This window comes from Pseudonocardia asaccharolytica DSM 44247 = NBRC 16224 (genome assembly GCF_000423625.1).
GTDB lineage: Bacteria > Actinomycetota > Actinomycetes > Mycobacteriales > Pseudonocardiaceae > Pseudonocardia > Pseudonocardia asaccharolytica.
This window is the reverse complement of sequence record NZ_AUII01000004.1, coordinates 25,485-50,476: the sequence shown is the minus strand read 5'-3', so window position 1 is coordinate 50,476 and position 24,992 is coordinate 25,485. Positions and strand designations below refer to the sequence as shown.

The 24,992-nt window shown below is 70.8% G+C and carries 12 protein-coding genes; 8 read left to right on the top strand and 4 right to left on the bottom strand.

Annotation, left to right across the window (positions count from 1 at the left end):
• Window positions 1-38: 38 nt before the first annotated feature.
• Together G567_RS35405 and drmD are read right to left on the bottom strand one after the other, a co-directional pair.
• Window positions 39-4,280 (bottom strand): Eco57I restriction-modification methylase domain-containing protein, encoded by a 4,242-nt coding sequence (locus G567_RS35405; RefSeq protein WP_028929290.1) that lies wholly within the window; start codon window positions 4,278-4,280, stop codon window positions 39-41.
• Window positions 4,277-7,453: a DISARM system SNF2-like helicase DrmD gene (drmD, locus tag G567_RS0106100; protein WP_028929289.1), complete on the bottom strand. Its 3,177-nt coding sequence runs from the start codon at window positions 7,451-7,453 to the stop codon at window positions 4,277-4,279. Before drmD ends, G567_RS35405 begins: the two co-directional genes overlap by 4 nt.
• Window positions 7,454-7,718: 265 nt before the next feature.
• On the opposite strand from drmD, the gene G567_RS36820 reads away from it, so the two are divergent.
• From G567_RS36820 to G567_RS27015, 4 genes are all read left to right on the top strand, one after another.
• Complete coding sequence (locus tag G567_RS36820; RefSeq protein ID WP_051232413.1) at window positions 7,719-8,510, top strand: DUF4352 domain-containing protein; 792 nt, start codon at window positions 7,719-7,721, stop codon at window positions 8,508-8,510.
• A 259-nt stretch (window positions 8,511-8,769) separates the two neighbouring features.
• Window positions 8,770-11,457, top strand: coding sequence for a hypothetical protein (locus G567_RS31830; RefSeq protein ID WP_028929288.1), 2,688 nt, complete (start codon window positions 8,770-8,772; stop codon window positions 11,455-11,457).
• Between the two features lie 21 nt (window positions 11,458-11,478).
• On the top strand, window positions 11,479-16,233 hold the full coding sequence (locus G567_RS27020) for a DEAD/DEAH box helicase (protein ID WP_051232411.1): 4,755 nt from the start codon (window positions 11,479-11,481) through the stop codon (window positions 16,231-16,233).
• Between the two features lie 100 nt (window positions 16,234-16,333).
• Window positions 16,334-17,608, top strand: a complete 1,275-nt coding sequence (locus tag G567_RS27015) for a sigma-70 family RNA polymerase sigma factor (protein WP_161631671.1) — start codon at window positions 16,334-16,336, stop codon at window positions 17,606-17,608.
• Here the strand turns inward: G567_RS27015 and G567_RS0106075 are convergent.
• Window positions 17,587-19,881 (bottom strand): DUF262 domain-containing protein, encoded by a 2,295-nt coding sequence (locus G567_RS0106075; protein WP_028929287.1) that lies wholly within the window; start codon window positions 19,879-19,881, stop codon window positions 17,587-17,589. The two genes, G567_RS27015 and G567_RS0106075, sit on opposite strands and share 22 nt — an antisense overlap.
• A gap of 243 nt (window positions 19,882-20,124) precedes the next feature.
• Between G567_RS0106075 and G567_RS0106070 the strand changes: the two genes are divergently transcribed.
• The gene (locus G567_RS0106070) at window positions 20,125-21,369 is read left to right on the top strand and encodes an LLM class flavin-dependent oxidoreductase (protein ID WP_028929286.1); all 1,245 of its coding nucleotides are present in this window, start codon (window positions 20,125-20,127) and stop codon (window positions 21,367-21,369) included.
• Window positions 21,366-22,172 carry an alpha/beta fold hydrolase gene (locus tag G567_RS0106065; protein ID WP_028929285.1) on the top strand — a complete coding sequence of 269 codons (807 nt, stop codon included), beginning with the start codon at window positions 21,366-21,368 and terminating at the stop codon, window positions 22,170-22,172. Before G567_RS0106070 ends, G567_RS0106065 begins: the two co-directional genes overlap by 4 nt.
• 191 nt (window positions 22,173-22,363) lie before the next feature.
• Here G567_RS0106065 and G567_RS31825 read toward each other — a convergent pair whose 3' ends face one another.
• A complete protein-coding gene (locus G567_RS31825; protein ID WP_051232407.1) occupies window positions 22,364-22,915 on the bottom strand; it encodes a hypothetical protein in 552 nt (183 codons plus the stop codon).
• Window positions 22,916-23,321: 406 nt separating this feature from the next.
• Here G567_RS31825 and G567_RS0106055 point away from each other — a divergent pair, with 406 nt between their 5' ends.
• Together G567_RS0106055 and G567_RS0106050 are read left to right on the top strand one after the other, a co-directional pair.
• Window positions 23,322-23,723 carry a CopG family transcriptional regulator gene (locus tag G567_RS0106055; RefSeq protein WP_028929284.1) on the top strand — a complete coding sequence of 134 codons (402 nt, stop codon included), beginning with the start codon at window positions 23,322-23,324 and terminating at the stop codon, window positions 23,721-23,723.
• A 56-nt stretch (window positions 23,724-23,779) separates the two neighbouring features.
• Window positions 23,780-24,988 carry an extracellular catalytic domain type 1 short-chain-length polyhydroxyalkanoate depolymerase gene (locus tag G567_RS0106050; RefSeq protein ID WP_028929283.1) on the top strand — a complete coding sequence of 403 codons (1,209 nt, stop codon included), beginning with the start codon at window positions 23,780-23,782 and terminating at the stop codon, window positions 24,986-24,988.
• The last annotated feature ends 4 nt before the right edge of the window (window positions 24,989-24,992 follow it).

Below are 24,992 nucleotides of genomic sequence, written 5' to 3'. Positions count from 1 at the left end.
CGGGCGGTGTGCGCGGCGCGCGTGCGCGGCGGGGCGCATCAGAACAGGGTCCCGTCGTTCTTCGCCGCCTTCGGCTTGCGGCCCTTCTTGGCGTGCCGCCCGGCCGTGACCTCCTCCGCGTAACGCTCATGATTGAGTTCCAGCAGCCGATCCAGGATCTCCCGCTGCGCCGCCGGGCCGATCGTGTACCGGGTGTCGCGGCCGGCCGGGTGGAAGCCGTGGTCGAGCCGGTCGAGCAGGTCGTCCCAGCCGTAGGCCGCCACCGTGGCCCGGTCGATCGCCTCGTGGACGGCGCGCAGCTCGACGATGTCGGCATCGGTGACGCCCGGGTCGAAGACCAGGTTGTACGTCTTCGTCAGGCCGGACCGGCGGGATGCCATGACATTGCGGCGGAACGTGTCGAGCGTGTCGCCCAGCTCGCGCAGCTCGGGTGTGAGGGTGGGCAGCGGGAAGGTCTCGAACACATCGGACGGAGAATAGTTGATGTCCGTCTTCATGGTCGAGGTTCGCGAACGAGTCCACCAGTAGTGCGGCGCGCTCGACAGCAGCGCCAGCATCGCGGTGTCGTCGGTGGCGAACACGCCGAGCTTGTGAGCAAACACCTGGCCGGTCGGCACCAGCGCCGGCATCACGGTCTTACTCACGAGCGTGATCACAACGACCCGCTTCAACCCCGCGATCGCCTCGACCATCGCGGGCCTCTTGTCGGCGTAGTGCCAGTACCGCTGCGGCAGCGGTGTCCGCAACGCATAGCTGCCGTTTGGCTTGCACCGCTGCCGCTCTGGCTTCACCTCGGACTCGATGACCGCAAAAACTCGCCGATAGCCCCGCGCCTGGTCTTCAGTCCAGTCATGGAAATTGATGACCCACCGACTGGCCATGCATTCCCGGTCGGAGTTGAGGTCCTGCCCATTGAGGTAGGGGAACAGCACCTCGGCGTTGCGCGGATCCTCCGCGATCAATTCCTGGGCCTGTTCCGGCTTCATCGTGAAACCCAGCCCGAGCACGTACGAGCCGATGAACGACAGCCCCGCGTTCGCCACCAGCCGGTGTGGGTTCCCCGCCACCCGCGCCTCCGCGTCGAGCGAGGGGGTAATCCCCGGAACCACCAACCCATCGGCCCGTCGCTCGGCGGCCTCGCCGAGCGGCGCCCGGCTGGTCCACACCGCGCAGTACTCCAGCACGGCGCTCTTGGATGGCCACGGCTCGCTCTTCACCGCCTGCCGGATCGAGACTCCGCCGGCCACCAACTGGTCGAGCCCCACCTCGCGGGTGTCGCCTTGGGCGAGCGTGTTCGTCGCGATCAAGCCGGTCTGCCCGCTGTTGTCGAGCAGGTCGTGGGCGCGCAGCACGAAGTAGGCGATGAGGTCCGCATGTCCTCGTGCTGCTCGACCGATCACGTCGACCAGGTACTCGCGGTAGGCCGATCCGGTCGCACCGCTGATCTTCTTTCCGCCGAGGAAGGGCGGGTTGCCGATGATGGCGTCGAAGCCGCCGCGCTCGAACACCTCGGGGAACACCAGCGGCCAGTGCAGCGGGTCGCGGTCGAAACCGCCGTCGGGCTGGTCGGTGCGCAGCCAGTCGCGCCGCTGCTCCCGCGCCGCCAGCTCGCCCTTCCCGGCCGCGACGTCGCCCGCCAGCCGGGCGGCGGCGACCGATCCGGCGGCCAGCCCGCGCTCACCGCGCCCGGCGTGCGCGAGCGCCGCGCCGACCGCCAGATCGGCGAACAGCCGCAGCCGACCGGCCTGCAGCTGCGCGTCCTCCAGCAGCGCCCGCTTGTGCTCCAGCGCGGCGATCGGGTCGTCGCCCAGCTCCACCGCGCCGATCTCGCGGCGCAGCCCGGCGATCGCGGCGGCCTGCTGCCGCACACCGGCGGTCCAGTCGAACAGGTCCCGGTGGATCTCCCGGCCCTTCGCCGGGTCCATGTGCAGGTATTCGAGCTGCTCCAGCGAGGTGATGCCGAGCAGCGAGTCGCCCGCGACCAGCCGGTCGTCCAGGAACGTGAACGGGCGCTGCGGGTCCATCGACACCAGCCACAGCGACAGCTTCGCCATCTCCACGGCCATCGGGTTGATGTCCACGCCGTAGAGGCAGTGCTCGATGATCTGCCGCCGGGCCTCGACCACGAGCGGGTCCTCGTCGGCGTCCAGCGCCCGCGAACCCGCCCCCACCCCCGCCCCCGGCCCATCCGCGTCATGGCTCCATGACGTCCCCGAAACCCGCTCCCCATCAACGTTATGGCTCCATGACGTCCCCGAAACCCGCTCCCCATCAACGTTATGGCTCCATGACGTCCCCGGGGCGGGGCCTCCCGAGACCGCGCCCTCGCGCACCCACGCGTCGATCAGCGCCCCGGCCAGGTACCGCGCGGCCGCCACGAGGAACGCCGCGGAGCCCATCGCGATATCGGCGATCTTGAGTTCCAGGATCTCCGCGCTCGACCTCGGCACCCACCGCGACCGGTCGGCGGTCTGTAGCGGACCGACGCGGTAGATCAGCGGCTCCAGTGCGCCCTCCACGACCTGCTCCGCCAGGAACCGCGGCGTGTAGTGCGTGCCGGTGTTGCGGCGCAGCGCCGACTCGGTGACATACAGCGCGCCGGGCAGGATCACCACCGGCAGGTCGCGCAGGTCGCGGCGGAGGACCCCGAAGAACGGCAGCAGCCGCTCGGCCAGCGGGTAGTCGCCGTCGGTCACCGCCAGCAGCTTCTTGCGCGCGTCCTCCCGCTCGGTCGGCCCGAGCGGGGCGAGCCGGCGCTCCAGCGCCCGCACCGTGCCGATGCCCGAGGGCTTGTACGTCGCCGCGAGCGCGGCGGCCAACATGTCGGTGCTGCCTTCCCCCGCGCCCAGCCGCTCCAGGTCGGTGAGCGCGACCTCCTCCTCCAGCCCCGGCTTGCCGACCAGCCCGACCACCACGTCGTCGGCGCGGAACCCCTCGAACGACAGCAGACCCTCGTAGACGTAGCCGATCTGCTCGACGTCGAGCTGGCGGAACGACAGCGTGCGGCGCTCCCGGTTGCGCCCGGAGCCGACCTCGACGTACTGCACCGCGCGCAGCATGTGCAGCACCGTGCGGTCGTCGATCGACAGCGTCACGGAGGTCGGGGACAGCCACGGGTAGGTGTCCGGGTCGAACAGCGAGCCGTTGTGCGGGTGCATCCGCAGCCGTGGGTGGTCGATCCCGCGATACACGGCCGTGAACAGCGCGAGCAGCCGGTGCCATGCGGCGTGCGAGTTCTCCAGCTCCTCCTCGGAGCCTTCGAGGGCCCGCTGCTCCAGCTCGGCGCACAGCCGGCCGGCCGAGTACGCCGCCGCGTACAGCTCGTTGTCCGCCGGGAGCAGGCCGCGCTCCTCGGCGAACAACAGGAACACCACCCGCATCATCACCGACACCGCGCCGCGGTAGACCTCGTGCGCGCTCACCTGCTCCAGCCCGGGGCCGCCCGCCTGGCGTTCCCGCACGTCCGCCCGGCCGATCGCGGCCACCAGCAGCTCCACGGCCTGGCGCACCTGGACGCCGAGGGCCTCGGTGATGTCCTCCTGGCTGTCCAGCGACGCCCGCAGCAGCGGCACCAGCCGCTCCGCCTCGGGCACGCCGAAGAACCGCCTGCGACCCAGCAGCGAACGGAACGCCCGCACCACGTCGCGCTCGGCGGCCTCCGGCCAGGCCACCGCGTCGAACACCGCCGTCGAGGTCACCCCACCGCGCGGCGCCCACACCAGCGCCCACCAGCGGCCGTCGGTGACCAGCCCCAGTTCGACGCCGTGGTAGCGGCACAGCTGCGCCAGCCGGTCGACCGGGGTGGCCGCCCACGCCGAGTCACGCACCCGCGCCGTGGGCGCCGCCCCGGGTTCGCACACCATCCCCAGCAGCCGCACTCCATCGGGTTTCACCGCGCCATCCCCGGTGCCGGGCTCCACCAGCGCGAACGACGGCTCGACGGTGGTGTCGTGCTCCGGCACCGCGACGGCGAGCGGCTCCAGGCCGTCCCCGTCGCCATCGGCCCAGCGCAGCTCGCCGGCCCAGCCGAGCAGCTCGCGCAGCACGTACTCGACCCACGCCCGCTGCTCGCCCCCGAGCCGCCACCGCCCGTGCGCCCGGCGCAGCTCCTCCCGCTCGTCGGGCTCGATCGCCTCCAGCGACGGCCACGTCGCGCGCAGCACCGGAAGCGACAGGAACGGCCCGGTGACCTCGACCAGAGCCAGCCAGTCCCGGTGCTGTTGCACCGGGTCGGGGGCGAACCGGCGGCCGCGCCCGCCCCTTCTCGATCCACCCGTCATCGCACGGCCTCCCGCCTCGGCACCACGAACACCACCGCGACCGGGAACCGGTGCGGCGCCGCGTCGGCGTACCGCGCCGCCACCGCCGCGAGCTCCCGCTCGCGTTCCTCGTCCAGCCGCGCCAGCCGCTCGGACCAGGAGCGGCGGTCCCGCTGGTACTGCTCCCGCTCGGCGTCGTTCCGCGTCGCCTCGACAAGGCTGAACAGCGCGTCCTCGGCGTCGTCGGCGGCGAGCGCCCCGCGCAGCGAGGCGGCGAACCGGGCGAAGCTCTCGGTGATCCGGTCGCGCTCGTCCTGCGCCCGCCCGGCGAGCGCCCGCCCCAGCGCCTGCTCGCGGGTGTTCGTCCGCCAGTCGATCGCGGCCAGCAGGCCGTCGGCGATCCGCGGCCAGCGCGCGACGAGCCGGGCCTGCACCGGCGGCGACGCTGGCGTTCCGGCGGACAGCGCCCGGTCGAGGATGCCGCCGAGCACGCCGAGGTTCTCCAGCCGGCGGAACCGGCCCTGCTCCGGTGCCCAGCCGCCGGCGTGGAGCACCTCCTCGTGCAACCGCACCCCGTCGGCGCCGACCAGCACGAACCGGGAGAACGCCCCGACCAGCACGTCCGACAGCTGCGGGTCGTCGGACACGACGGCGGTGACCCGGTTCAGCCCGATGTCCGAGTTGGACACCGCCGCGCGCAGCAGCCGGGTGGACATGGCGACCAGCGGATGGTTGAGGTGGGCGAGCACGACGTCGTCGCGGCCGCGCGCCGCCTCCGGGTCGAACGTGACCGGCAGCTGCCGCGGCGGCCGGTCGGCGATCTCCAGCTTCTCGGTGAGCCCGGCGCTCGCCCGCTCCCACGAACCGGTCAACGGCGGCACCGCGAAGAGCCGATCGTCGCCGAACCGCTCGTCGACGTGCGGGCGCAGCGGCTGCTGGCGGGCCAGCTCCAGCGCCGTCGAGACCACGCGACGGATCGCGGGCGGGGTGATGCCGAGGTCGTCGACGGTCTTGTCGAGCTCCTCGCGCAACCGCACCACCTGCCGGCGCACGTCGGCGTCCACCGGCAGCCCGGGGGCGGCCGGCGCCACCGTCTCGACGTCCACCTCGACGCGCTCGCCGAGCATCCGGCGCTGCACCGCGTCGGCGAGCACGGCGTTGACCGGGCCGAGATCGGCCTCCATCCGCGCCACCTTGGTCGCCACTCGGGCCAGGAACTCCAGGTCGGCCTCGTAGGAGTCGACGGCGTGACGCCAGCCGGTGCCGACGAAATGCCGGATGTCGGGGGCGTGCCGCTGCCCGTAGCGGTCGACGCGGCCGATGCGCTGCTCCAGCCGGTTCGGGTTGAACGGGATGTCGTAGTTGACCAGCCGGTGGCAGTGGTTCTGCAGGTCGATGCCCTCGCTCGCGGCGTCCGTCGCGAGCAGGATCCGCACCGGGTGCTCGGTGGGGTCGGCCTGGAACGCCAGCCGCAGCTGCTCGCGCTCGTCGCCGCCCAGACCGCCGTGCAGGAGGGCGAGGTGCGGCTCGGCGAGCCCCTGCTGGCGCAGCAGCCCGGCGAGCCAGCGCTGGGTGTCGCGGTACTCGGTGAAGACGACCACGCGCTGGTTCGTCCAGTGCGCGCCGTCGGGCCGGCAGACCGCCGCCAGGTAGTTGATCAGCTCGCGGGCCTTGGCGTCGGGCTCGGCCTCGTGCGCGAGGGCCCACCGCTCCATCCGGCGCAGCAGCGCGACCTCCGCGGCGGTGTCCTCGGCCCCGTCGTCGAGGTACACGGCCTCGGCCTGCAGCGGGACCGCCCGGTCCAGGGCGTCGTCCTCGGCCTCGGCGAGCGCCTCGTCGTCGTAGGTGGCGAGGTCGTCGAGGAGGTCGTCCATCCACTCGGGGATGTCGTCGCTCGGCTCGACACCGCCGCGGTCCGCCTTGCGCTGCACCGTCTCCAGGTAGACGGCGACGGTGTGGGCGAACGCGGCCGGGCTGGAGAACAGCCGCTTCTTGAGCAGGATCGTGACGAGATCGGCGGCCCTGCGCCCGCGCAGCCGCCTGGTGCGCTTGCGGCGCAACGCCGTGAACTCGGCGAGCAGGGCGTGGATCTCGCGCTCGTCCTCAGGATAGTCCACCGGGATCGGGCGGGTTTCCCGGGCGAGGAACCGCGGGGAGCCATCGGCGCCCACGATGTCGCGCTTGAGGCGGCGCACGACGGTCTGGCGCACGGCGGCGCGGTCCGGTTCGACGCCGCGGGCGAAGCGCTGGTCGTCGAGGATCTCCAGCAGCGCGGTGAACGACGCCTGGTAGCCGTTGTGCGGGGTGGCCGACAGGAACAGCCGGTGCGTGAAATGCGGGGCCAGCCGGCGGATCAGCCTGGTCTGCTGCGAGTCGACGGCGTAGACCTGCTGCGGCGCTGCCGGGGCGACGTGGTGGGCCTCGTCGAGGATCAGCAGGTCGAAGGCCCGGCCGAGCGCGTGGCCGTCCGGCCGGTCCGCGGGCAGGACCTCGTCGAGCAGCCGCTGCGCCTTCGGCCCGCGCAGCCAGGGCAGGCTGACGATCGAGAGCGGGAAGACATGGAACGGGTTGGCGGCGCTGCCGTAGGTGCGGCGCACCTCGGCGCAGCGCGTGGAGTCGATCACGGTGAAGTCGAGGCCGAACTTCTCGGTCATCTCGTCACGCCACTTCACCGTCAGCCCCGCCGGGCAGACGATCATGATGCGGCGGGCCCGGTTGCGCAGCAGCAGCTCGCTCGCGACGAGACCGGCCTCGATGGTCTTGCCGAGGCCGACGTCGTCGGCGAGCAGCAGGTTCACCCGCGGTGCCCCGACCGCCCGGGAGACGGGTTCGAGCTGGTAGTCCTCGATCGCGACGCCGGAGCGGAAGGGTGCCTGCAACGTCTTCACGTCGGCGGAGGTGACCGCCGACCAGCGCACCGCGTCGAGGAACGCGGCCAGCCGCTCCGGCGGGTCGAACCCGCCCTCGGTGACCTCGGGCAGCGAGCCGCTGGGTAGCACCCGCCGGCCGGGCTCCACCTCCCAGATCACGTCGAGGGTGCGGCCGTACTCGCCGTCCTCGACGCTCTGCAGCGTCACGCAGGTGCTCCCGTCGGCCGGTACGAGCGCGCCGACCACCCATCTCCGCCCGCGGACGTGGACGAGCGCGCCGACCGCGAGCTCGTCCGTTCCCGCTGCGCGCGTCGCTGTGGACACCCGCGCTCCCCTCGCTCGATGTGACGCCGAAGACCTTACGACACACATCTGAGCACAGCACATTCAGACGGAAGACTTGTGTACTGAGTTCACGAGTGCTCTACTGTTCGCCGTTCACCACACGATCGCGTCCCGGAGGTCCGCATCAGGGCCTGACCGCGCGACACCCGTGACCAGAACGTGACTGTCCGTAGCTAACGGCCACGTCGGGCCGAGACGACAAGCAACCAAGCCGGCCACCGGCTCCGCTGTAGAGGAAGGCATCGTGACCCAGCAGTTCCCGCAGTACCCGCCGCCGTACCAGCAGCCCGCCGGCCACCTCGCCCCGCCGGCACCACCGCAGAACGGGTTCGGCACCGCCGGCTTCGTGCTCGGGCTGGTCGGGCTGCTGTTCTCCTTCATCCCGCTGGTCGGGGTGATCGCCTGGCCGCTGGTGATCCTCGGTCTGATCTTCGCGGGGGTCGGGCTGGCCCGGGCGAGAGCGGGCCGGGCGACCAACAAGGGCCTGGCGATCGCCGGCCTGGCGTGCTCCGCGCTCGGCCTGCTGGTCTGCATCCTCTACGCCTCCGCCTTCGCCTCGGCCGTCTCCTCCTCGACCACCGACGCCGACGCCCCGGGGACCACCCTCGCGACGGGAAGCGGGGACGCGCAGGCCACCGCCGGCCTCGGCCAGGAGGTCCGCGACGGCTCGTTCGCGTTCACCGTGACCAAGGTCGAGCCGGGCGTGAAGACCCTGGGTGACGGGTTCCTGAAGTCGACCGCGCAGGGCCACTACGTGCTGGTCCACCTCACCGTGACCAACATCGGCAAGGATGCCCAGATGTTCAGCGGCGGCAACCAGAAGCTCCTCGACGCCCAGGGCCGCGAGTTCGACGCCGACACCGGCGCCGCGGTGATGAACCTGCCCGACAGCCAGTCGTTCCTCAACAACATCAACCCGGGGAACAGCGTCAACGGCACGGTCGTGTTCGACATGCCCACCGACGTGGCGCCCGCCGCGATCGAGCTGCACGACTCGGCGTTCTCCGGCGGCGCCACGGTCGCGCTCACAGGCTGATCCACAGCCGGAGTCTCTGTTGACGAGACCTGTACGCAGCAGCGACCGGGCGAAGGTCGGCGCGTTCGAGCTGCTCGAGGAGAGCGAGCGGCTCTGGGCGGCCGATCCCGCCGCCTGGCTTCGATGCGACGAGTCTTCGGATTCCAGGCATCGACGGCGCCTCGTCGTGGAGGCGTTAGGTGCTTATGAGCGACTCCGCATCGCAGACGCGCCGGACTCCGATCCGCAGGCGGTCTTTCGACGCTGGCCGACATGCACCGTGATCGCACTCGTCGCGCTCGCGGCGAACTCGGGCGATCCGACGATGTTCACGGCCGAACTGAGCCGGATCCTCCAGGGCGCAGGCCGCAACGAAACCCAGGCCTGGTTGCGCGGCTGGACCGACTGCTGGGCCCGGATGATCGGTGAGCGGCTGACGGCTCTCGATGTCGACGAGATCCCCGGCCTACCCCTGATGCTCCGGCTCTCCGCGGGCGACGACGTCGGCGTACCGGTGCCGGAGTTGCGGCTCCACCTGGAAAGCGGCGCCCTCGTGATCGTGTTCCCCGGAGATTCCGGGCGTGGTCTGCGGATCGAGGCCGGGGGAGGCACATGCCCATCGGTAGCGGGCCGGTGGGTCATCCCCCGTCCCGTGCCGGTCGCGACGTGCTATGACGTCTTCGGCAACGTACATCGGGTCCCGGTCGCGGACCCGCGGAACCCGCTGGCCTTCACCGGGGAGGGCGCCCTCATTCCGCCCGGTCATCCGTTGCCCGCCGACGAGATATGGCTGATGCACCTCGGCGAACCACCCGTGGAGGCATTCGCCGGCCCGCGGCACATCCTCGAAGAGTCCGTGCCGCCCGTGGGATGGCCCCGCTGGTGGCTGGGGTGTGTCTCGTTGAACGCGGTGACGGCAATTCGCTCGGCTGTGGACAACGGGAGCGGTATCCAGTACGGACCCTGGTGGTCCGTGGCAGGCGCGGAGCATGCCGACCTCGAATTCGACGACCCGATCAACGGGATTCTCAACCGCGACGGCGCTGCCGTCTACGCCCGCCCACCACGGCTGCGGCTACCCGGAGGGCCCGGGGAGTCCTGGACGATCGAGGTCCGCGACTTGGACTCGCCGACGCCGATCAGGTGGACCGCACCAGGTGACTCGGTGGTCACGTTCGATGATCTGCCGCATCCGATCGTGGGCACCTTCCGCCTGCGGGCGCAGGCACCGGGGAATCGACCCGTAGAAGGCACGTTCACCGTGGCCGAAGGACTGACATGTTCGCCCGACCCGAGGATCCGTCTCCTCCGGGAGAACGGGGGGCTCATGCCGGCCCGGGTGCAGATCCAGGGCCCACGGGGTCTGTGCCCGTCACCCTCGGTGGTCCGTTTCGGCTCCGAGGAGATCCGCCGCGACGTCCGGTTACGCGTCACCGGCAGCGAAACCTCGCTCGATCTTCGCGTCGAGCTCCCTCACTGCGCGATTCGAAAGAAACTCGCGGACGAAACCGGAGCCTGGGAGATCACAGCACCGACCTTCGGTTTCGATGATCTCGGCGCGAGAGTCTGCCTCGATGTGCGGCTCCCCCCGGAAGTCCTCGAAGCGGCCGGCACCGTCCCCGACGTCGTCGCCGGAGTCACGAGCGACGACGAAGCAGGGCAACGCATCGCCGGCCACCGTATCGGACGGGACCTCTGCCGATACCGCCTGGGCGCGTTGATCGACACGGTGCGATTGATCGGCACGATGACCCTGTGGCTGCGACTGCCCGGAATGGAAGCCCATGTCGCCACGGTGCAGGGCATCACACTCGCCACCGCGGTCCGGGTCGACGGCGGTGACCTGCATGTCGATGGCCAGTCCCGTCGAGTCCGTCTTCGGGTCACGGTCCGCTCCCCCCTCGCGCCGTGGATCGCCCCGATGAGCGCCGAGCTCGACGAAGGACAGCACCGGCTCGCACTCGAGCCGCCCTACTCCGATGGCGGTCCGCTCTCGGTGACCGTCTCCAGTGCCGAACCCGGGTGGGACCGGCGGCGGGATCTCGTTTTCCGCTGCGGCGAGCCGGGCCGAATCCCGCATCTCGGGTCTCCTGCTGAGCGGACGATGGCGCGGTATCTCGCGGGCGTCGCACCGCTGCCGGAGGTCCCCGACGCCCTGAGTCTCCTGTGGATCGTCGCCGCCCGGATCGGGGCCGTGGCCGAACCCGGGCTGGGGGCTCTCACCGCCCAGGAGTGCGCGTCGCGACTCGGCGTGACCCCGGAGGCATCCCTGCTCGCGGCCGAGAACGCCGGGCTGACCAGCACCGAGCTGATCGAGCCGCTGATCAGGTCCGGGTTGGCCGCCCACCGGTTCCGGCGAGTGGTCAGCCCGGACCTGATCCGGCGGCTCTGGGACAGCGCACCATTTCCCGCCCTCCTGATGACCAGCCCGCTGCTGCCGTTCCTGGCCGGCTCCGAGGACTGGGATCTCACCGAACTCGACGACGATGAGAGACGGCTGTTGGCAGCGGTGCGTTCCTGTTGCGATTCCAGCGCGATCGCTCTCCTGACGGGTGACGCTCCAGGGACGAGACATGCCGATCTGCTACTCACCGGAGGCGTGCAGGGTGAGCCGGTCGGCGAGGGTGGCCTCGACGGATCGACGCCCGAACCCGGCGAGCCGACGGAGCTCTGGGCCGAGGCGCTCGCGCGAATCCAGATCTTCGCCGGGTCGTCGCGATACGCGCCGATGTTCGAGCGGCTCGGCCACTTTCCAACGGCTGTCCCGGAGCCGACACCGGATGCGCTCTCCCTCGGCTGCGCCCTGGTCGCGCGAATCGCTGCCCAGGGAGATGCCGCCGCAGCGGCCATCGAGCGACAGACCCGCCACGTATGGGTCGAGGTCGCCGGGCGCGCACCGGCAGATGCCGGGAACGACCTGGTGTTCGCCGAGTTCCGCGTCTCCAACTGGTTCGCACACCATGCCTGATCCGCAGCGAGGAGGACCCCGATGACCACCTTCGACCCCCTCTCCACCAGCACAGAGATCGTCGAGGCCTATCGCCGCTACCTGCGCTCGCTACTCCCGTTGCGCGACCCGCAGTTGGCGGCGGCGCTCGACGAGGCCATCGACTCCAGCCCGTTGCTGAGCAAGGGGCCGCTGCTCGAGGCCAGCCCGGCCTACGCACCCGGAACCACGATCCGTCAGCTCATCGACGAGGGCGTGCTCGACCCCGGTTTCCTCGCCGTGACCGGCCCCGAGCTGCCCGCCGATCGTCCGCTGTATCGGCATCAGGAACAAGCCATCCGGAAGGTCTCCGCTGGTCGCAACATCGTCGTCGCGACCGGGACCGGGTCCGGCAAGACCGAATGCTTCCTGCTCCCGATCCTCGCGCACCTCATGAAGGAGTCGAGGGCCGGCACGCTCGGCCCGGGCGTGCTCGCGCTGCTGCTCTACCCGATGAACGCCCTGGCCAACGACCAGATGAAGCGGCTCCGCCGACTGCTTGCCGCCACCCCGGAGATCACCTTCGGCCGCTATACCGGCGATACCCAGGAGGACCCGGGCAGGGCCGAGGAGGAGTTCCAGCGGCTGAACCCGGGCGAACCCCGACTGCCCAACGAGCTGCTCAGCCGCCAGACGATGCGAGCCGAACCGCCGCATCTGCTGCTCACGAACTACGCGATGCTCGAGTACCTGCTGCTCCGCCCGCAGGACATGGACCTGTTCGAGGGCGACAGCGCGGGAAGCTGGCGCTTCGTCGTCGTCGACGAGGCGCACGTGTACGACGGCGCGAAGGGGGCCGAACTCGCGATGCTGCTGCGCCGCCTGACGGACCGGGTCGCCGCCGGCAACGCGCTGCAGGCCATCGCGACCAGCGCCACCGTGGGCGCCGATCGCGATCCCCGCGCCGTCACCGACTTCGCCTCGGCCTTGTTCGGGCTCGAGTTCACCTGGGACGACGACGATCTCGGCCGGCAGGACCTCGTCACCTCCGTCCCCGTCGCCGTACCCGACGAGCCGGTCTGGGGTCCGCTGCCGCCCACCGCCTATGCCGAACTCGTCGACGAGCCTGATCCGGCCTCCGTCCTTCCTGGCCTGGCCCGCGACCACGGTTGGAACGGTCCCGGAACCGCACCCGACGCACTCCGATCCGAAGCCCGGATTTCCCGCCTACGTGCAGCACTGCGTTCCGGCCCACGGCCGATCGACGACGTCGCAGCCGAGCTGTTCACCGACGAACCGGCCACCACGGCCACCGCATCGCTGACCGATCTCGTCCGGCTGGCCGGTCGGATCCGAAACCCCGACCGGTCCCCGGTCCTCTCCTCCCGGTTCCACCTGTTCGTCCGGGCGACCGAAGGCGCGTTCAGCTGCCTCGGCGGCGCCGAGCCACACCTGTCGCTCAGCCGTCGCGAACAGTGCGATCGCTGCGCGCGGGTGGTCTTCGAGCTCGGCGGGTGCCGCCGGTGCGGGGCTGTCCACCTGCACGGCGCGCTCGACCCAGCGGGCCCGGTGTCCAGGCACGTCCCGTGGCGGGCCGGCATCGACCGCCGGCATGTCTGGCTCCTGCTCGAGGACGCCGCAACGGCAGCCGGCGGACCCACCGGACACGACGAGGACGACGCGCTGCTCGAGGGCAAGGACATCAAGGACGCCGGCGGCGCCCGGCACCATCTGTGCGTCGGGTGCGGATGCCTCTACCCCGATCCATCGACGCAGTGCACGTTCGACGCCTGCCCCGGCACCGAGCAGCGTCCGGTCCACCTGATCGATTCGCAGTCCGAGTCACTCGGCTTCTGCGCCGGCTGTGGGGCCCGCGGCAACCGGCTCATCCGCTTGCTCGAGAGCGGAAGCGAGGCCTCGGCCTCCGTGCTCGGCACCTCGCTCTACCAATCCCTTCCGCCCGACATGACCGGGCCGGCGGCCGACCTGCCGGGTCAGGGCCGCAAACTGCTGTTCTTCAGCGACAGCCGTCAGATGGCGGCGTACTTCGCCCCGTATCTGGAGGACACGCACCAGCGGGTGTCCCATCGCCGAATGATCACGATGGCGCTTGGCCGATGGGCTCACGACGAAGGGTCCGAGCCGGCTACGGTCGACGATCTCGTCGACTACACCGAGCGCATCGCACGCGCCGCTCGCGTGTTCGACGAGGACGCCTCGCGGAGCGAACGGAAGCGCCGCGCGGCGCTGTGGACGATCCACGAGATCATCAGCTACGACGACCGGCAGTCACTGGAAGGTGTCGGCCTGCTCCGCATCGAGCTTGATCGTAGGCCGGGCTGGGTGCCGCCCCGGCGCCTCCTCGCCCTCGGGCTGAGCGAAGAGGAAAGCTGGGCTCTGTTGCAGGAGCTGATGCGGACACTGCGGGCCCAGGGCGCGATCGACATGCCGGACGAGGTCGACCCGGGCGACGAGGCCTTCGCCCCGCGGCGCGGCCCCATCTACGTACGGGGCAACGGTTCGGAGCGGAGAAACAAGGTGCTCAGCTGGTTGCCGACCACCGGCACGAACCGTCGCGTCGACTACCTGTCCCGGATGCTGACGGTGCTCGGCAGCGACGCCGATCCCCGAGCGCTGCTCGATGACCTCTGGCAGGACCTCGACCCGAACATCGGCGGAGACGGACCCCGCAACTGGTTCCGGTGTGACACCTTCCCGAAGATCGGCCCGGTCCGGCGGATCAACCACCGGAAGTTCCGGTTGCGCGCCGTCACCGAGAACGATCGGCTCTTTCGCTGCGACCGGTGCCGGCGCCTCGCCGGCGTCTCGGTGCGGTCGGTGTGCCCCACCCTGCGCTGCGACGGCCGCCTCGAGCCCTGGTCTCGCCCGACGCCCTCGGCGGAGCGGGACCACTACCGGCACCTCTACCTGGAGTCGTCGCCGGTCCCGATGCGGGTGCAGGAGCATACCGCGCAGTGGACCAGCCAGAAGGCCGCCGACATCCAGGGCCGGTTCGTCCGGGGCGAGGTCAACGCGCTGTCTTGTTCGACGACCTTCGAGCTCGGTGTCGACGTCGGTGAGCTACAGGCCGTCGTGCTGCGAAACATGCCGCCCACGACCGCGAACTACGTGCAGCGAGCCGGCCGGGCCGGGCGGCGTTCGGACTCCGCCGCGCTGGTGCTGACGTATGCCCAGCGCCGGTCCCACGACCTGTCCCGCTTCACCGAACCGGAGAAGATGATCGCCGGCCAGATGCGCGCACCGATCGTCCCGCTCGACAACGTCCGGATCGACCGGCGGCACGCGCACTCCGTCGCGCTGGCGGCCTTCTTCCGCACGATGGCCCGGCACCGCCATATGACGTGGCGCCACGCGGGCGAGTTCTTCCTTCCCCCGAAACCGGTACCCCCGGACTGGGTCAGCCCCGTGCAGCATCTCGAGCGGTACCTGGCGCAGGTGCCAGGATCGGTCCGGGCCAGTCTCGAGGCGATCCTGCCCAAGTCCGTCCGGGACGAGATCGGGGTCGCCGACGACGGATGGGTCGAGGAGTTGCTGCGGCTGGTCCGCGATGCGGGTGCCCAGCTCGAACAGGACGTCGAGGCGTTCGAGACCCGCCAGGAGGCCGCCGTGCGGGACAAGAAGTACTCGCTGGCTGAGCAGTGCGAACGGGTCATCCGGACCCTCCAGAAGCGGCCGCTCATCGGATATCTCGCCACCCGCAACGTCCTGCCCAAGTACGGCTTCCCCGTGGACACGGTGGAGCTGCGGACCGATCGCGCCGGCGGGGGAAGGGACCGGGTCCTGGAACTCACCCGGGATCTGAGCGTCGCGATCAACGAGTACGCCCCGGGGGCACAGGTCGTCGCCGGCGGGCTGCGGTGGACATCGGGTGGGGTCTACCGGCTTCCCGGCCGGGACCTGGTCAACCGATACTACACCGTCTGCGAGTCCTGCGGGCACTATCGGGAGGACGTCGAGATGCCCGACCCGGAGTGCCCCGCCTGTGGCGCCGTCCAGACCCGAACCGCCCGAACGTACATCGAGCCATCCTACGGCTTCGTGGCCTCGACCAGCGAACGGCAAGGTGCCACGCAGGCACCCCGCCGGACCTGGTCCGGGGCGACCTACATCGTGGACTCCCATGCCGACGTCGAGGAGGGGAAGGCGGTCTTCCCGACCGGGGAGACGCTGACCTGGCGTGCAGGTGCCAGGGGCAGCTTCGTGGTCATCAGCGAGGGCCCGGGCGGGGCCGGGTTCCGCCTCTGTCAGTGGTGCGGCTGGGGAACCTCCGCGATCGCCAAGCGGACCACCGAGCACAAGCACCTGCTCCGGGACGGGGCCTGCCGGGGACCGCTGCAGATTCACTCGCTCGCGCACAGCTACCAGACCGACTTCATCCAGCTTCTCTTCGACCCCATAGTCGCCGCCGGCGCCACGCCGGCTCACCTGCGCTCCGCCGTCTACGCGCTCCTCGAAGGTGCCGCTCTGACCCTGGAGATCAGTCGGGACGACATCGACGGGACGGTGCACCGTGGAGCCGACGGCATGCCCTCGCTCGTGCTGTTCGACACGACCCCGGGTGGAGCGGGGAACACGCTGCGGGTCGCGGACCACCTCACCGAGGTCGTCGCCGCCGCGGTCACCCACGTCGCGCAGTGCGAGTGCGGCGCGGAGACGAGTTGCTACGGCTGTCTCCGGGCCTATCGCAACCAGCGCTATCACGAGGAACTGTCCCGGCGCGCCGCGCTCGACCTGCTGGGCCGGCTCGTCCCCCTGCCGGAGGAGAGGGTCGCCGGTGGTACCGGTCCCAGCCGCTGACGAGGCCGGCCTGCCCGTCCCCCACGCCCGCCGAGCGGCCTTGCACGCACTCACGGTGGCCGCAGGGCGCCGGCCGCTGTCGTTCCCGATGATCTCGACGGTGGTGCAGGTGCACGGCCTCCCTCCTGCGGAGATCGCGCTGCTGCTGCGTGAGCTCGCCGAGATCGGGGTCGGTCTCCCCCCGGTACTGGCCGAGGCGGCAGCGCAGGCGGCTCACCGATCGCCGCTCGGTCGCCCCGAGCCTGCTCGCACCGAACCCCGGACAGGCGTGCGGTTGCTGCGCGGAGACGAGGAGCTCGACACCTCCGAGATCTCACTCGCCCACCTCGGGCTGGGACCCATCGGTCCCGCCGTTCCCGTTCCTGCGATGCACCACGATCGCGGTGCCACCGCGGTGGAGCCCAGCCGGCCGGAACCGGACGACACGGACGACGACCCGGACGAAGATCCGCCAGCCCTGGACATCCTGGCGGTGTATCGCTCGCAGGCCGCCCGGTACCCGCTGCTGACCGCTACCGAGGAAGGGCTGCTCGCACGGCAGATTGAAGCGGGCGTCCTGGCCCAGGAGCGTATGGTGTGTTCCGAGCTGTCCTCCAGCGAGCGACACGATCTACGGGAGCTGGTGGACCAGGGCAGGAAAGCGTTCGCCATCTTTCTGCGCGCCAATCTCCGCCTCGTGGTGTCGATCGCCTGGAAATATCAAGGTCGGGGTCTTGGCCTTCTCGATCTCGTGCAGGAGGGAAACCTTGGGCTCATCCGGGCGGTGCAGAAGTTCGACCATCAGCAGGAGACCAAGTTCTCCACGTATGCGACCTGGTGGATCCGGCAGGCCATGACGCGCGCCATCGCGGACCAGTCGCGGACCATCCGATATCCGGTACACGTGGTCGAGAATCTGGACAAGGCGCTGGGTGCTGTCCGACGACTGGAGCAAGATGGCCGTCCGGTCACAACCACCGCGGTCGCGGCCGAATCGGGCATGCCCGTCGCGGATGTCGAGATACTCCTGCACGGCCTCCCCTCCACCGTGCCGTTCGACGTCGTCCTTGACGAGTTGGGCGAGGAAGAGGTCCACGGACTGGCTGACCGCTACCACCACGACCACACTCCGAACCTGTGGGGACTGACCCCGGACGATATTCGTTCAGCATTCGCAGAATGCTCAGGGCGCGAAACACTGGTACTCGTTCGACGGTTCGGATTCCACGGTAGTGAACCGCAGACCCTTGAGGCCATCGGAAACGAGCTCAGACTGACACGGGAACGGATCCGGCAGATCGAGTCCAAGGCACTCAAGAAGCTCGTTCATAGGCTTCGCGAACTACGATGCATCCCTGGCTCCGAAGACGGCCGTCACTCCGGCACCGGGTCGTAACCGAAGTCCGCGAGCCGCTTGCGCGCAGTCTCCCGCTCCTCCTCGGTGAACAGGTGCGCGAAGCGCTCGTCCACCACCAGCGACTCGACGCTCAGGTCCAGCCGCTGCCGCTCCCACAGCGTCACGAACCCGTCGCTCACCGCCGGTGCGGCGAGCAGCCGCCGCGCTGCGCCCAGCGCGCCGTGCTGGGTGACCATCACCCGGAAGTAGCGCGGGTTGTAGCGCAGCTCGGTGCGGCAGCGCTCGATCACCTCCAGGACGGCCCGGTCGAACGGGCCGCTCGCCTCGGCGGGCTCGTCCAGGTCGGTGGGCTCCGCGCCCTCGGGTGCCAGCCCGGGAGCCACGACGCCGACCGCGACGTCGCGCACGCCCGAGGCCGTCTCACTGCGCCGCAGCGCATAGCCGCGCAGCGCATCCACGGAGGTGAACACCTCGCAGCCCAGCTCCGCCAGCCGCGGGAGATCCGCCTCCTCCGGATCCAGCTCCAGCACGATCGGCGCGCCCTGCCCGACCTGCAGCCCGTCCGGCCAGAACGCCTCGGCCACCGCGAGCGGCCGTCCGGTGTCCGGGTCGGCGATCTCGGTGTCGAGCACCGGCTGCGCGTAGCCCATCCCGGCCAGCTCTTCGACCAGTGCCTTGAGCTGCGCCGCGCGGGCGTCGGACTCGTCGGACTCCGGGGAGACGGCGATGGCCTCCAGCGGGCGGACCCACGGGCGGCTGCCGGCCAGCAGCTCGTCGAGGAACGTGTTCGCCGCGGCGGCGAGCAGCTCCCGACGGGCGGCGAGGAACTCGCGATAGTTCTCGATCCGCCAGAGCGCGGGGTCCTCGGGAATGTACTGGGAGCGGCAGGTGGCGGGGTCGAGCGAGCCGAGGTAGACCGCGGGGTCCAGGTCGGCGAACTGCATCGCCGACGACGGGGTGACGAAGGTGAAGTTCGCGATCTGGTTGACCTCGGCGCGGCTGTAGCCGGCCTTGTTCAGCGCCGGCTTGGGGAAGATCTCGTGCACCTGGACCGCGGAGGCGTCCGAGCCCAGCGGGAGCCCGGTGATCAGGTCTTGCCCGCCGGTGACCCGGGCGAGCAGATAGACCAGCGGGTAGGACCGCGAGCCACGGCCGATGCCCTCGAAGTCCTGCGCGTCGACCGCCATGTTGCCCTTGCGGATGCGGGCCAGCGTGGCGATCACGCCGTCGATCCCGGACTTGTCGACGGTCTCGAGGTCCTTGGCCAGGAACGTCTCGGTGGAGCCCGCGAACCGGCCGCGCAGCCCGGCGTGGAGATACCAGTACAGAGCCTTGTCGGCCTCCGCCCCGTCGGCGAACCGGCCGCCGCAGTTGTGCAGGTGCCGGGAGATCACCGGGACGGCGTAGCGCCCCATCAGGACGCGGTCGTGGTCCAGGCCCAGCCGACCCACGGCGAGATCCCGCAAGAAGTGGTCGACGTGGTGCAGCGTCGCGTTCAACGCATCCTGGAACTCGGCCGCCGACACGTCCTCCAGTGCCGAGAACGGCGCCCGGCCGGTGGCGACCGCATTGACGTTGCGCAGCAGCCAGTCCGCGGTGAACGAGAACCCGGCATCGCGCCAGCGATCGAGGTTGCGCCGCATCGTCGGGCGCGCCTCGCCCCACTCCGAGCAGATCCGCGCGAGCGCCAGGTCGCCCTTGGAGAGCTTGGTGCCGCCGGAGTTCACCCGGTTGAAGATGTCGACGACGACGTCGACGGTCTTGTCCACGCCGGTGATGGCCTCGATGTGGAAGACCCGCTCGACGATGTTGCGGACCTTCTGCAGCCGGTCGACGTAGTCGGTGAACCGCTCGCGCGTCTCCGGATGTGCGGAGAGTACCGCGTACGTCTCCCCCGGGCCGTCCACGAACAGCGCGGTGACGTCGACCCAGCGCGGGTCGTCCTTCATCTTCACCGGCGCATGGAACTGGAACGCCTCGGTCTCGACGTTGAACCGCAGCCCCGCGAACGCCTCGGGATCACCTTCGAAGAACGACGGAGGCCGTCCGCGCACGATGCCGTAAAGGGTGGTGACCCGCTGCTGGCCGTCGAGCAGCAACTGCTTCGGACCGGACACGGCGCCGCCTCCCCGTACGGCTTGGCCGGTGCCCTCAGTCTCCCACACGAGCAGCGCGCCCACCGGATAGCCGTGGTACAGCGAACGCATCAGCCCCCGGACCTGGTCGCGGTTCCAGACATAGCCGCGCTGGAACTCCGGGAGGAGCATCGATCCCGCGTCGATCTGGTCCAGGATCGTGCTCAGTTTCGTCATGACGGTCGCTCTCCCTCGCCTGCTGCCTACCAATCGGCACCGAATCACCCACCGTTACCGCGCACCTACCCAACGTCCGCGTCCGGTGCCGCCCGCCTGGCCTATTGACCAGCGCCGACGCACCGCGCAGGGTCGGTGACACGGCGCCGCGTGATCTGGATCACTCACAAGGACGCCAACGGGGTGCCGCCCCGATCTCGACATCGGCGCCGACACAGCAGGATCCATGCTGGAGGACGCCCCATGAAGGTCTCGATGTTCCATCTGATGCCGCACCGCGAGCTGCCGGACGACTTCGAGCGCCGGTACAAGTCGGTATGGGTGGACCCGCCGTTCCCCGAGCTCGCCGATCCCGACCGCATCGGCCAGTTCTACAACTGGACCCTCGACGAACTCGTCCACGCCGCGCGAGTCGGATTCGACGGCATCTGTGTCAATGAGCACCACCAGAACGCCTACGGCTTCATGCCGGGGCCGAACCTGATGGGCTCGGCGCTGGCCCGCGAGACCAACGGTATGGACGTCGCGATCGTGCAGATGGGGGCCACGCTGCCGACCACGCAGCCGCCGATCCGCATCGCCGAGGAGTACGCGATGCTGGACTGCATCAGCGGCGGACGCCTGATCGCGGGCATGCCGCTGGGGACGGCGATGGACGCCTGCCAGGTCTACGGGATCACGCCGGTGGAGCAGCGCGAGCGCTACTACGAGGCGCACGATCTCATCCTCAAGGCCTGGCAGTCGCAGGAGATGTTCGCCTGGAACGGCAAGTACACCAAGCTGGGCAAGGTCAACCTGTGGCCGCGTCCGGTGCAGAAGCCCCACCCTCCGGTCTGGGTGCCGGGCACCGGCAGCTACAGCACCTGGGAGTTCTCGGCCAAGAACGACCACTGCTACTGCTTCCTCAGCTACTTCGGCGCCAAGGCCGCCGAGCAGACGATGGCCGGGTTCTGGCGGTTCGTGGACCAGTTCGGGCTCAAGCAGAACCCGTACCGCGCCGGGTTCCTGCAGCTCGTCGTCGTCGCCGACAGCGACGCGCAGGCCGAACGCGACTACGCCCGGCACTGCGAGTACTTCTACCGCAAGTGCATGCACATCCCGCTGCACTACTTCGGCCCACCCGGGCACCAGGACTACCGCAGCCTGGAAAAGGGCATTCGTTCCGGGCTGACGTTGAAGATCGGCCAGGAGCTGGAGGCCGCCCAGCAGTACAGCTACCGCGAGCTGGTCGACAAGCAGTTCGTCATCGCCGGCAGCCCGGCCACGGTCCGCGAACAGCTGATCGAGGCCTGCCGGAACCTGCACATCGGCAACCTCATGGTCCTGTTGCAGATCGGCTCGATGCCGCACGACCTGACCATGCGCAACATCGACCTGTTCGCCGAGCAGGTGCTGCCCCACCTGCGCCCGCTGTGGGACGACGAGCCGTGGGAGAACGAGTGGTGGCCCGAGCGGCTGCGCAACAAGGAGAAGGAGCAGCTGTCATGACGGCGACCGCGGGAGTCGCCGAACGCCGTGTCGCCACCCTCGGCGGCCAGGTCAACCCGCGCGTACTCGTCGCGGGGCAGGGCCCGCCGGTGGTGTACCTGCACGGCGCGATGGGACTGCAGTGGGACCCGTTCCTCGACGCGCTGGCCCAGCACAACACCGTCTACGCGCCGGAACATCCCGGGACCACCCCCGGGGACCCGGACGCGATCAAGGCCGTGGACGACCTGTGGGACCTGGTCCTGCACCACTACGACCTGTTCGACGAGCTGGACCTGGACGCGCCCGCGGTGGTCGGGCACTCGTTCGGCGGCATGATCGGCGCCGAGATCGCCGCCACCAACCCCGAGCGGGTCAACCGGCTGGTGCTGCTGTGCCCGGTCGGGTTGTGGCGCGACGACATCCCGGTCGCCCAGTTCCTGCAGATGACCCCGCAGGAGGTCGTCGAGATCGCCTTCGCCGATCCGCAGGGTGAGCTGGCGCAGGAGTTCCTGCGGATGCCCGAGGACCCGGAACAGATGGCCGACGCCCTCATCGCCGCGACCTGGGCGCAGGCCTGCACCGGGAAGTTCATGTGGCCGTTCCCGGAGAAGGGTCTGCACAAGCGGCTGTACCGGATCCGGGCCCGCACCCTCATCGTGTGGGGCGAGCAGGACCGGCTGGCCCCGCCGGCCTACGCCGAGGAGTTCGCGTCCCGGATCGGCGGGGCCAGGGTGGAGCGGATCCGGGACGCCGCGCATCTGCCGCAGCTCGAGCAGACCGAGCAGGTGGCGCGGCTGGTCGCGGACTTCCTGGCCGAATAGGGGAATTGTGCGGGGTGGTCGTCGCGGCGGCCACCCCGCACTCCTCACGCACAGGACCGCCGAGGAGGAGACGGTGCAGCGCAGCGAGGGCCGGATCATCACGACCCATACGGGAAGCCTTCCGCGAGGCGCCGAGCTGTGGCGGCGGCGCCGACATCGCCGGCCGTCGCCTCTGGGAACCTGAGGCGCGGTCAGCGCGGCAGGCCCGACGCCAGCAGCGCGGCCTGGCGCGCTCCCGCCGTGGTGGCCACGTCCGGCGGCACCGGGTCACCCGCCGGGCCGCGGAAGTCCATGGCCACCGAGGCCACGCCCTGGTTGAACAGCAGCAGCGTGGACGCCGTCCCCTCATGCTCGAAGCCGGTGAACAGCACCGCACCCTCACCGACCGGCACCGCCGACATGGTGGCGCCCGGGCGCTGCTGCTGGGTCATCGACGCGGCCCCCTGCACCGCCGACCTAGCCGCCTCGGGGTCCGGCAGCAGGATGATCGTCTCGCCCAGCTGGCGGGTGCCGTCCTCGGTGCTGAAGAATGTGGCCACACCGCGCAGGGTGCCCTCCCCGACCTGCTGGACCCCCTGACGGGACAGGCCCGGGATCTGGACGTCGCTGGGCTGGATGAGCAGCGCGCTGAGGTCGTCGGCAGACGCCTGCGGGGTCGGCGCGGCCGACGGCGCCGGTGGTGGCGGCGCCGGTGCCGGCGGCGACGACGTCCCGCAGGCGGTGATGACGACGACGCTCAGCACGACCGCGGTGGCCCCGGCCAGCCGACGGGCAGTGCCACGTGCGAAAGAAACGATCAGAGTCTCCTGTCCCCCCGAGCGCAGTGCGCCCAGTGCATCGTCTCTCCGCAGGCCGCCCCCGTACAGCGGCCACCCGGAGGACGCGCGGGGATTCCGGTCACTCCCCCGATCGTCACCGGCCGCGCCGCACGAGCCCCGCCCCTACCCGCGTCATGGAGCGATAACGCGCTGTGGGGGACGGCGGATTCACGGGTTCGACGACGTTATGGCTCCATAACGCGGTGGCGGGCCTGGTGCCCAACGTTGTGGAGCCATAACGTGCTGGGGTTCCGGGGGCGGCGGCTTGCGTGGAGACAGCCATCCATGCACCATCCATATGGATGGTGCATGGATGGCAAGGGGAGGGTCTGTGGCGCGGGGCGATGTCGAGAAGACCGAGAAGATCACCGTGAACCTCGGGCTCGTCGACCTGGGCCAGATCGACCTGCTGGTGCAGGAGGGTTTCTACACCAACCGGGCCGACTTCATCCGCACCGCGGTCCGCGCGCAGCTCGCGACCCGGGCCACCGCCGTCGACCAGACGGTCGCCCGCAAGACGCTCGTTCTCGGAACGCAGCATCTGTCCCGGAGCGACCTCGAGGAGCTGCGCACGGCGGGGCGGACCGTGGACGTCCGCGTGCTCGGCCTGGCGACCATCGCCGAGGACGTCCCGCCCGAACTGGCCCTCGCCACCATCGCGTCGGTCGAGGTACTCGGCGCCTTCCGCGCCAGCGCCGCCGTCAAGACCGCCCTCGGACCGCGCATCGTCTGAGCAGCGTGGCCATCCGGCCGCCTGTCCGAGCTTCACCCGCTGAGATCGGAGATGCCATGGACCACCAGCGAATGGCCGCGATGGCCGAGGCGACGCGGCTGACCCGCGAGGGCCGGCTCACCGAGGCCACCGCACTCATCCAGCGCACCCTGCACGGCCGGCCCGTCGACGACCGGTCCCGCGGCCCCGGGGCCGGCTCGGCGGGGCCCGGCCCGTCGGCCCGTACACCGGCCGCCCTCCGCTGGCTGGTCGGCCGCCGCCCGACGTCGCGGCCGTCCAAGGCCTCCGTCGCGGCGCCGCCGGCGGGCCTGACGAAGGCGCCGCGCCTGACGATGCCCGACCTGCGGAACCTCCCGGGCCTGACCGGTCTCGCCTCGGGCCTGCCGGACCTCGCCCCGACCGTCCCGACCGGACCGATACTGCCCGGCGAGACGCTGTCCCGCACCTACCGGGGGCCCGCGGGCGAGCGGCCCTACACGCTGTACGTGCCCAGCGGATGGACCGGACAGCCGGTGCCACTGATCGTCATGCTGCACGGTGGGACGCAGACACCTGCCGACTTCGCCGCCGCCACTCTGATGAACGAGCGGGCCGAGGAGCACACCTTCCTCGTCGTCTATCCCGAGCAGGTCACCTCCGCCAACCCGGGCCGCTACTGGAACTGGTTCCAGCCCGGCGACCAGCGCCGCGGCGCGGGCGAGCCGTCGCTGATCGCGGGCATCACCGGACAGGTGCTCGCCGAGCACCCGGCCGACCCGGACCGCGTGTACGTCGCCGGTTTCTCCGCCGGCGCCGCGATGGCCGCGGTCATGGCAGCGACCCACCCCGACGTCTTCGCCGCCGCCGGTGTGCACTCCGGGCTGGGGTACGGCGCCGCCCGCGACCTCGTCTCAGCCTTCGCCGCGATGCGGCAGGGGCCGCTGGCGCTGCCGCCACTCACCCGGACCGTCCCGGTGATCACGTTTCACGGCGATGCCGACACCGTGGTCAGCCCGGTCAACGCGGCGCGGGTCGTCGAGCAGTTCGCGCCCGCCGGCACCGCCACGACGGTCAGGGAACACGGGGCCGCAGGACGGTCCTACAGCCGCACGCAGGTGCAACGTGCCGGGCGGACGGTCGCCGAGCAGTGGACGGTGCACGGGTCGGGCCACGCGTGGTCGGGTGGCGCCACGGGCGGCTCCTACACCGATCCGGACGGGCCGGACGCGTCGGCGGAGATGGTGCGGTTCTTCGCCGGGCACTCCCGCACGGCCGGCCAGGGCTGACGGA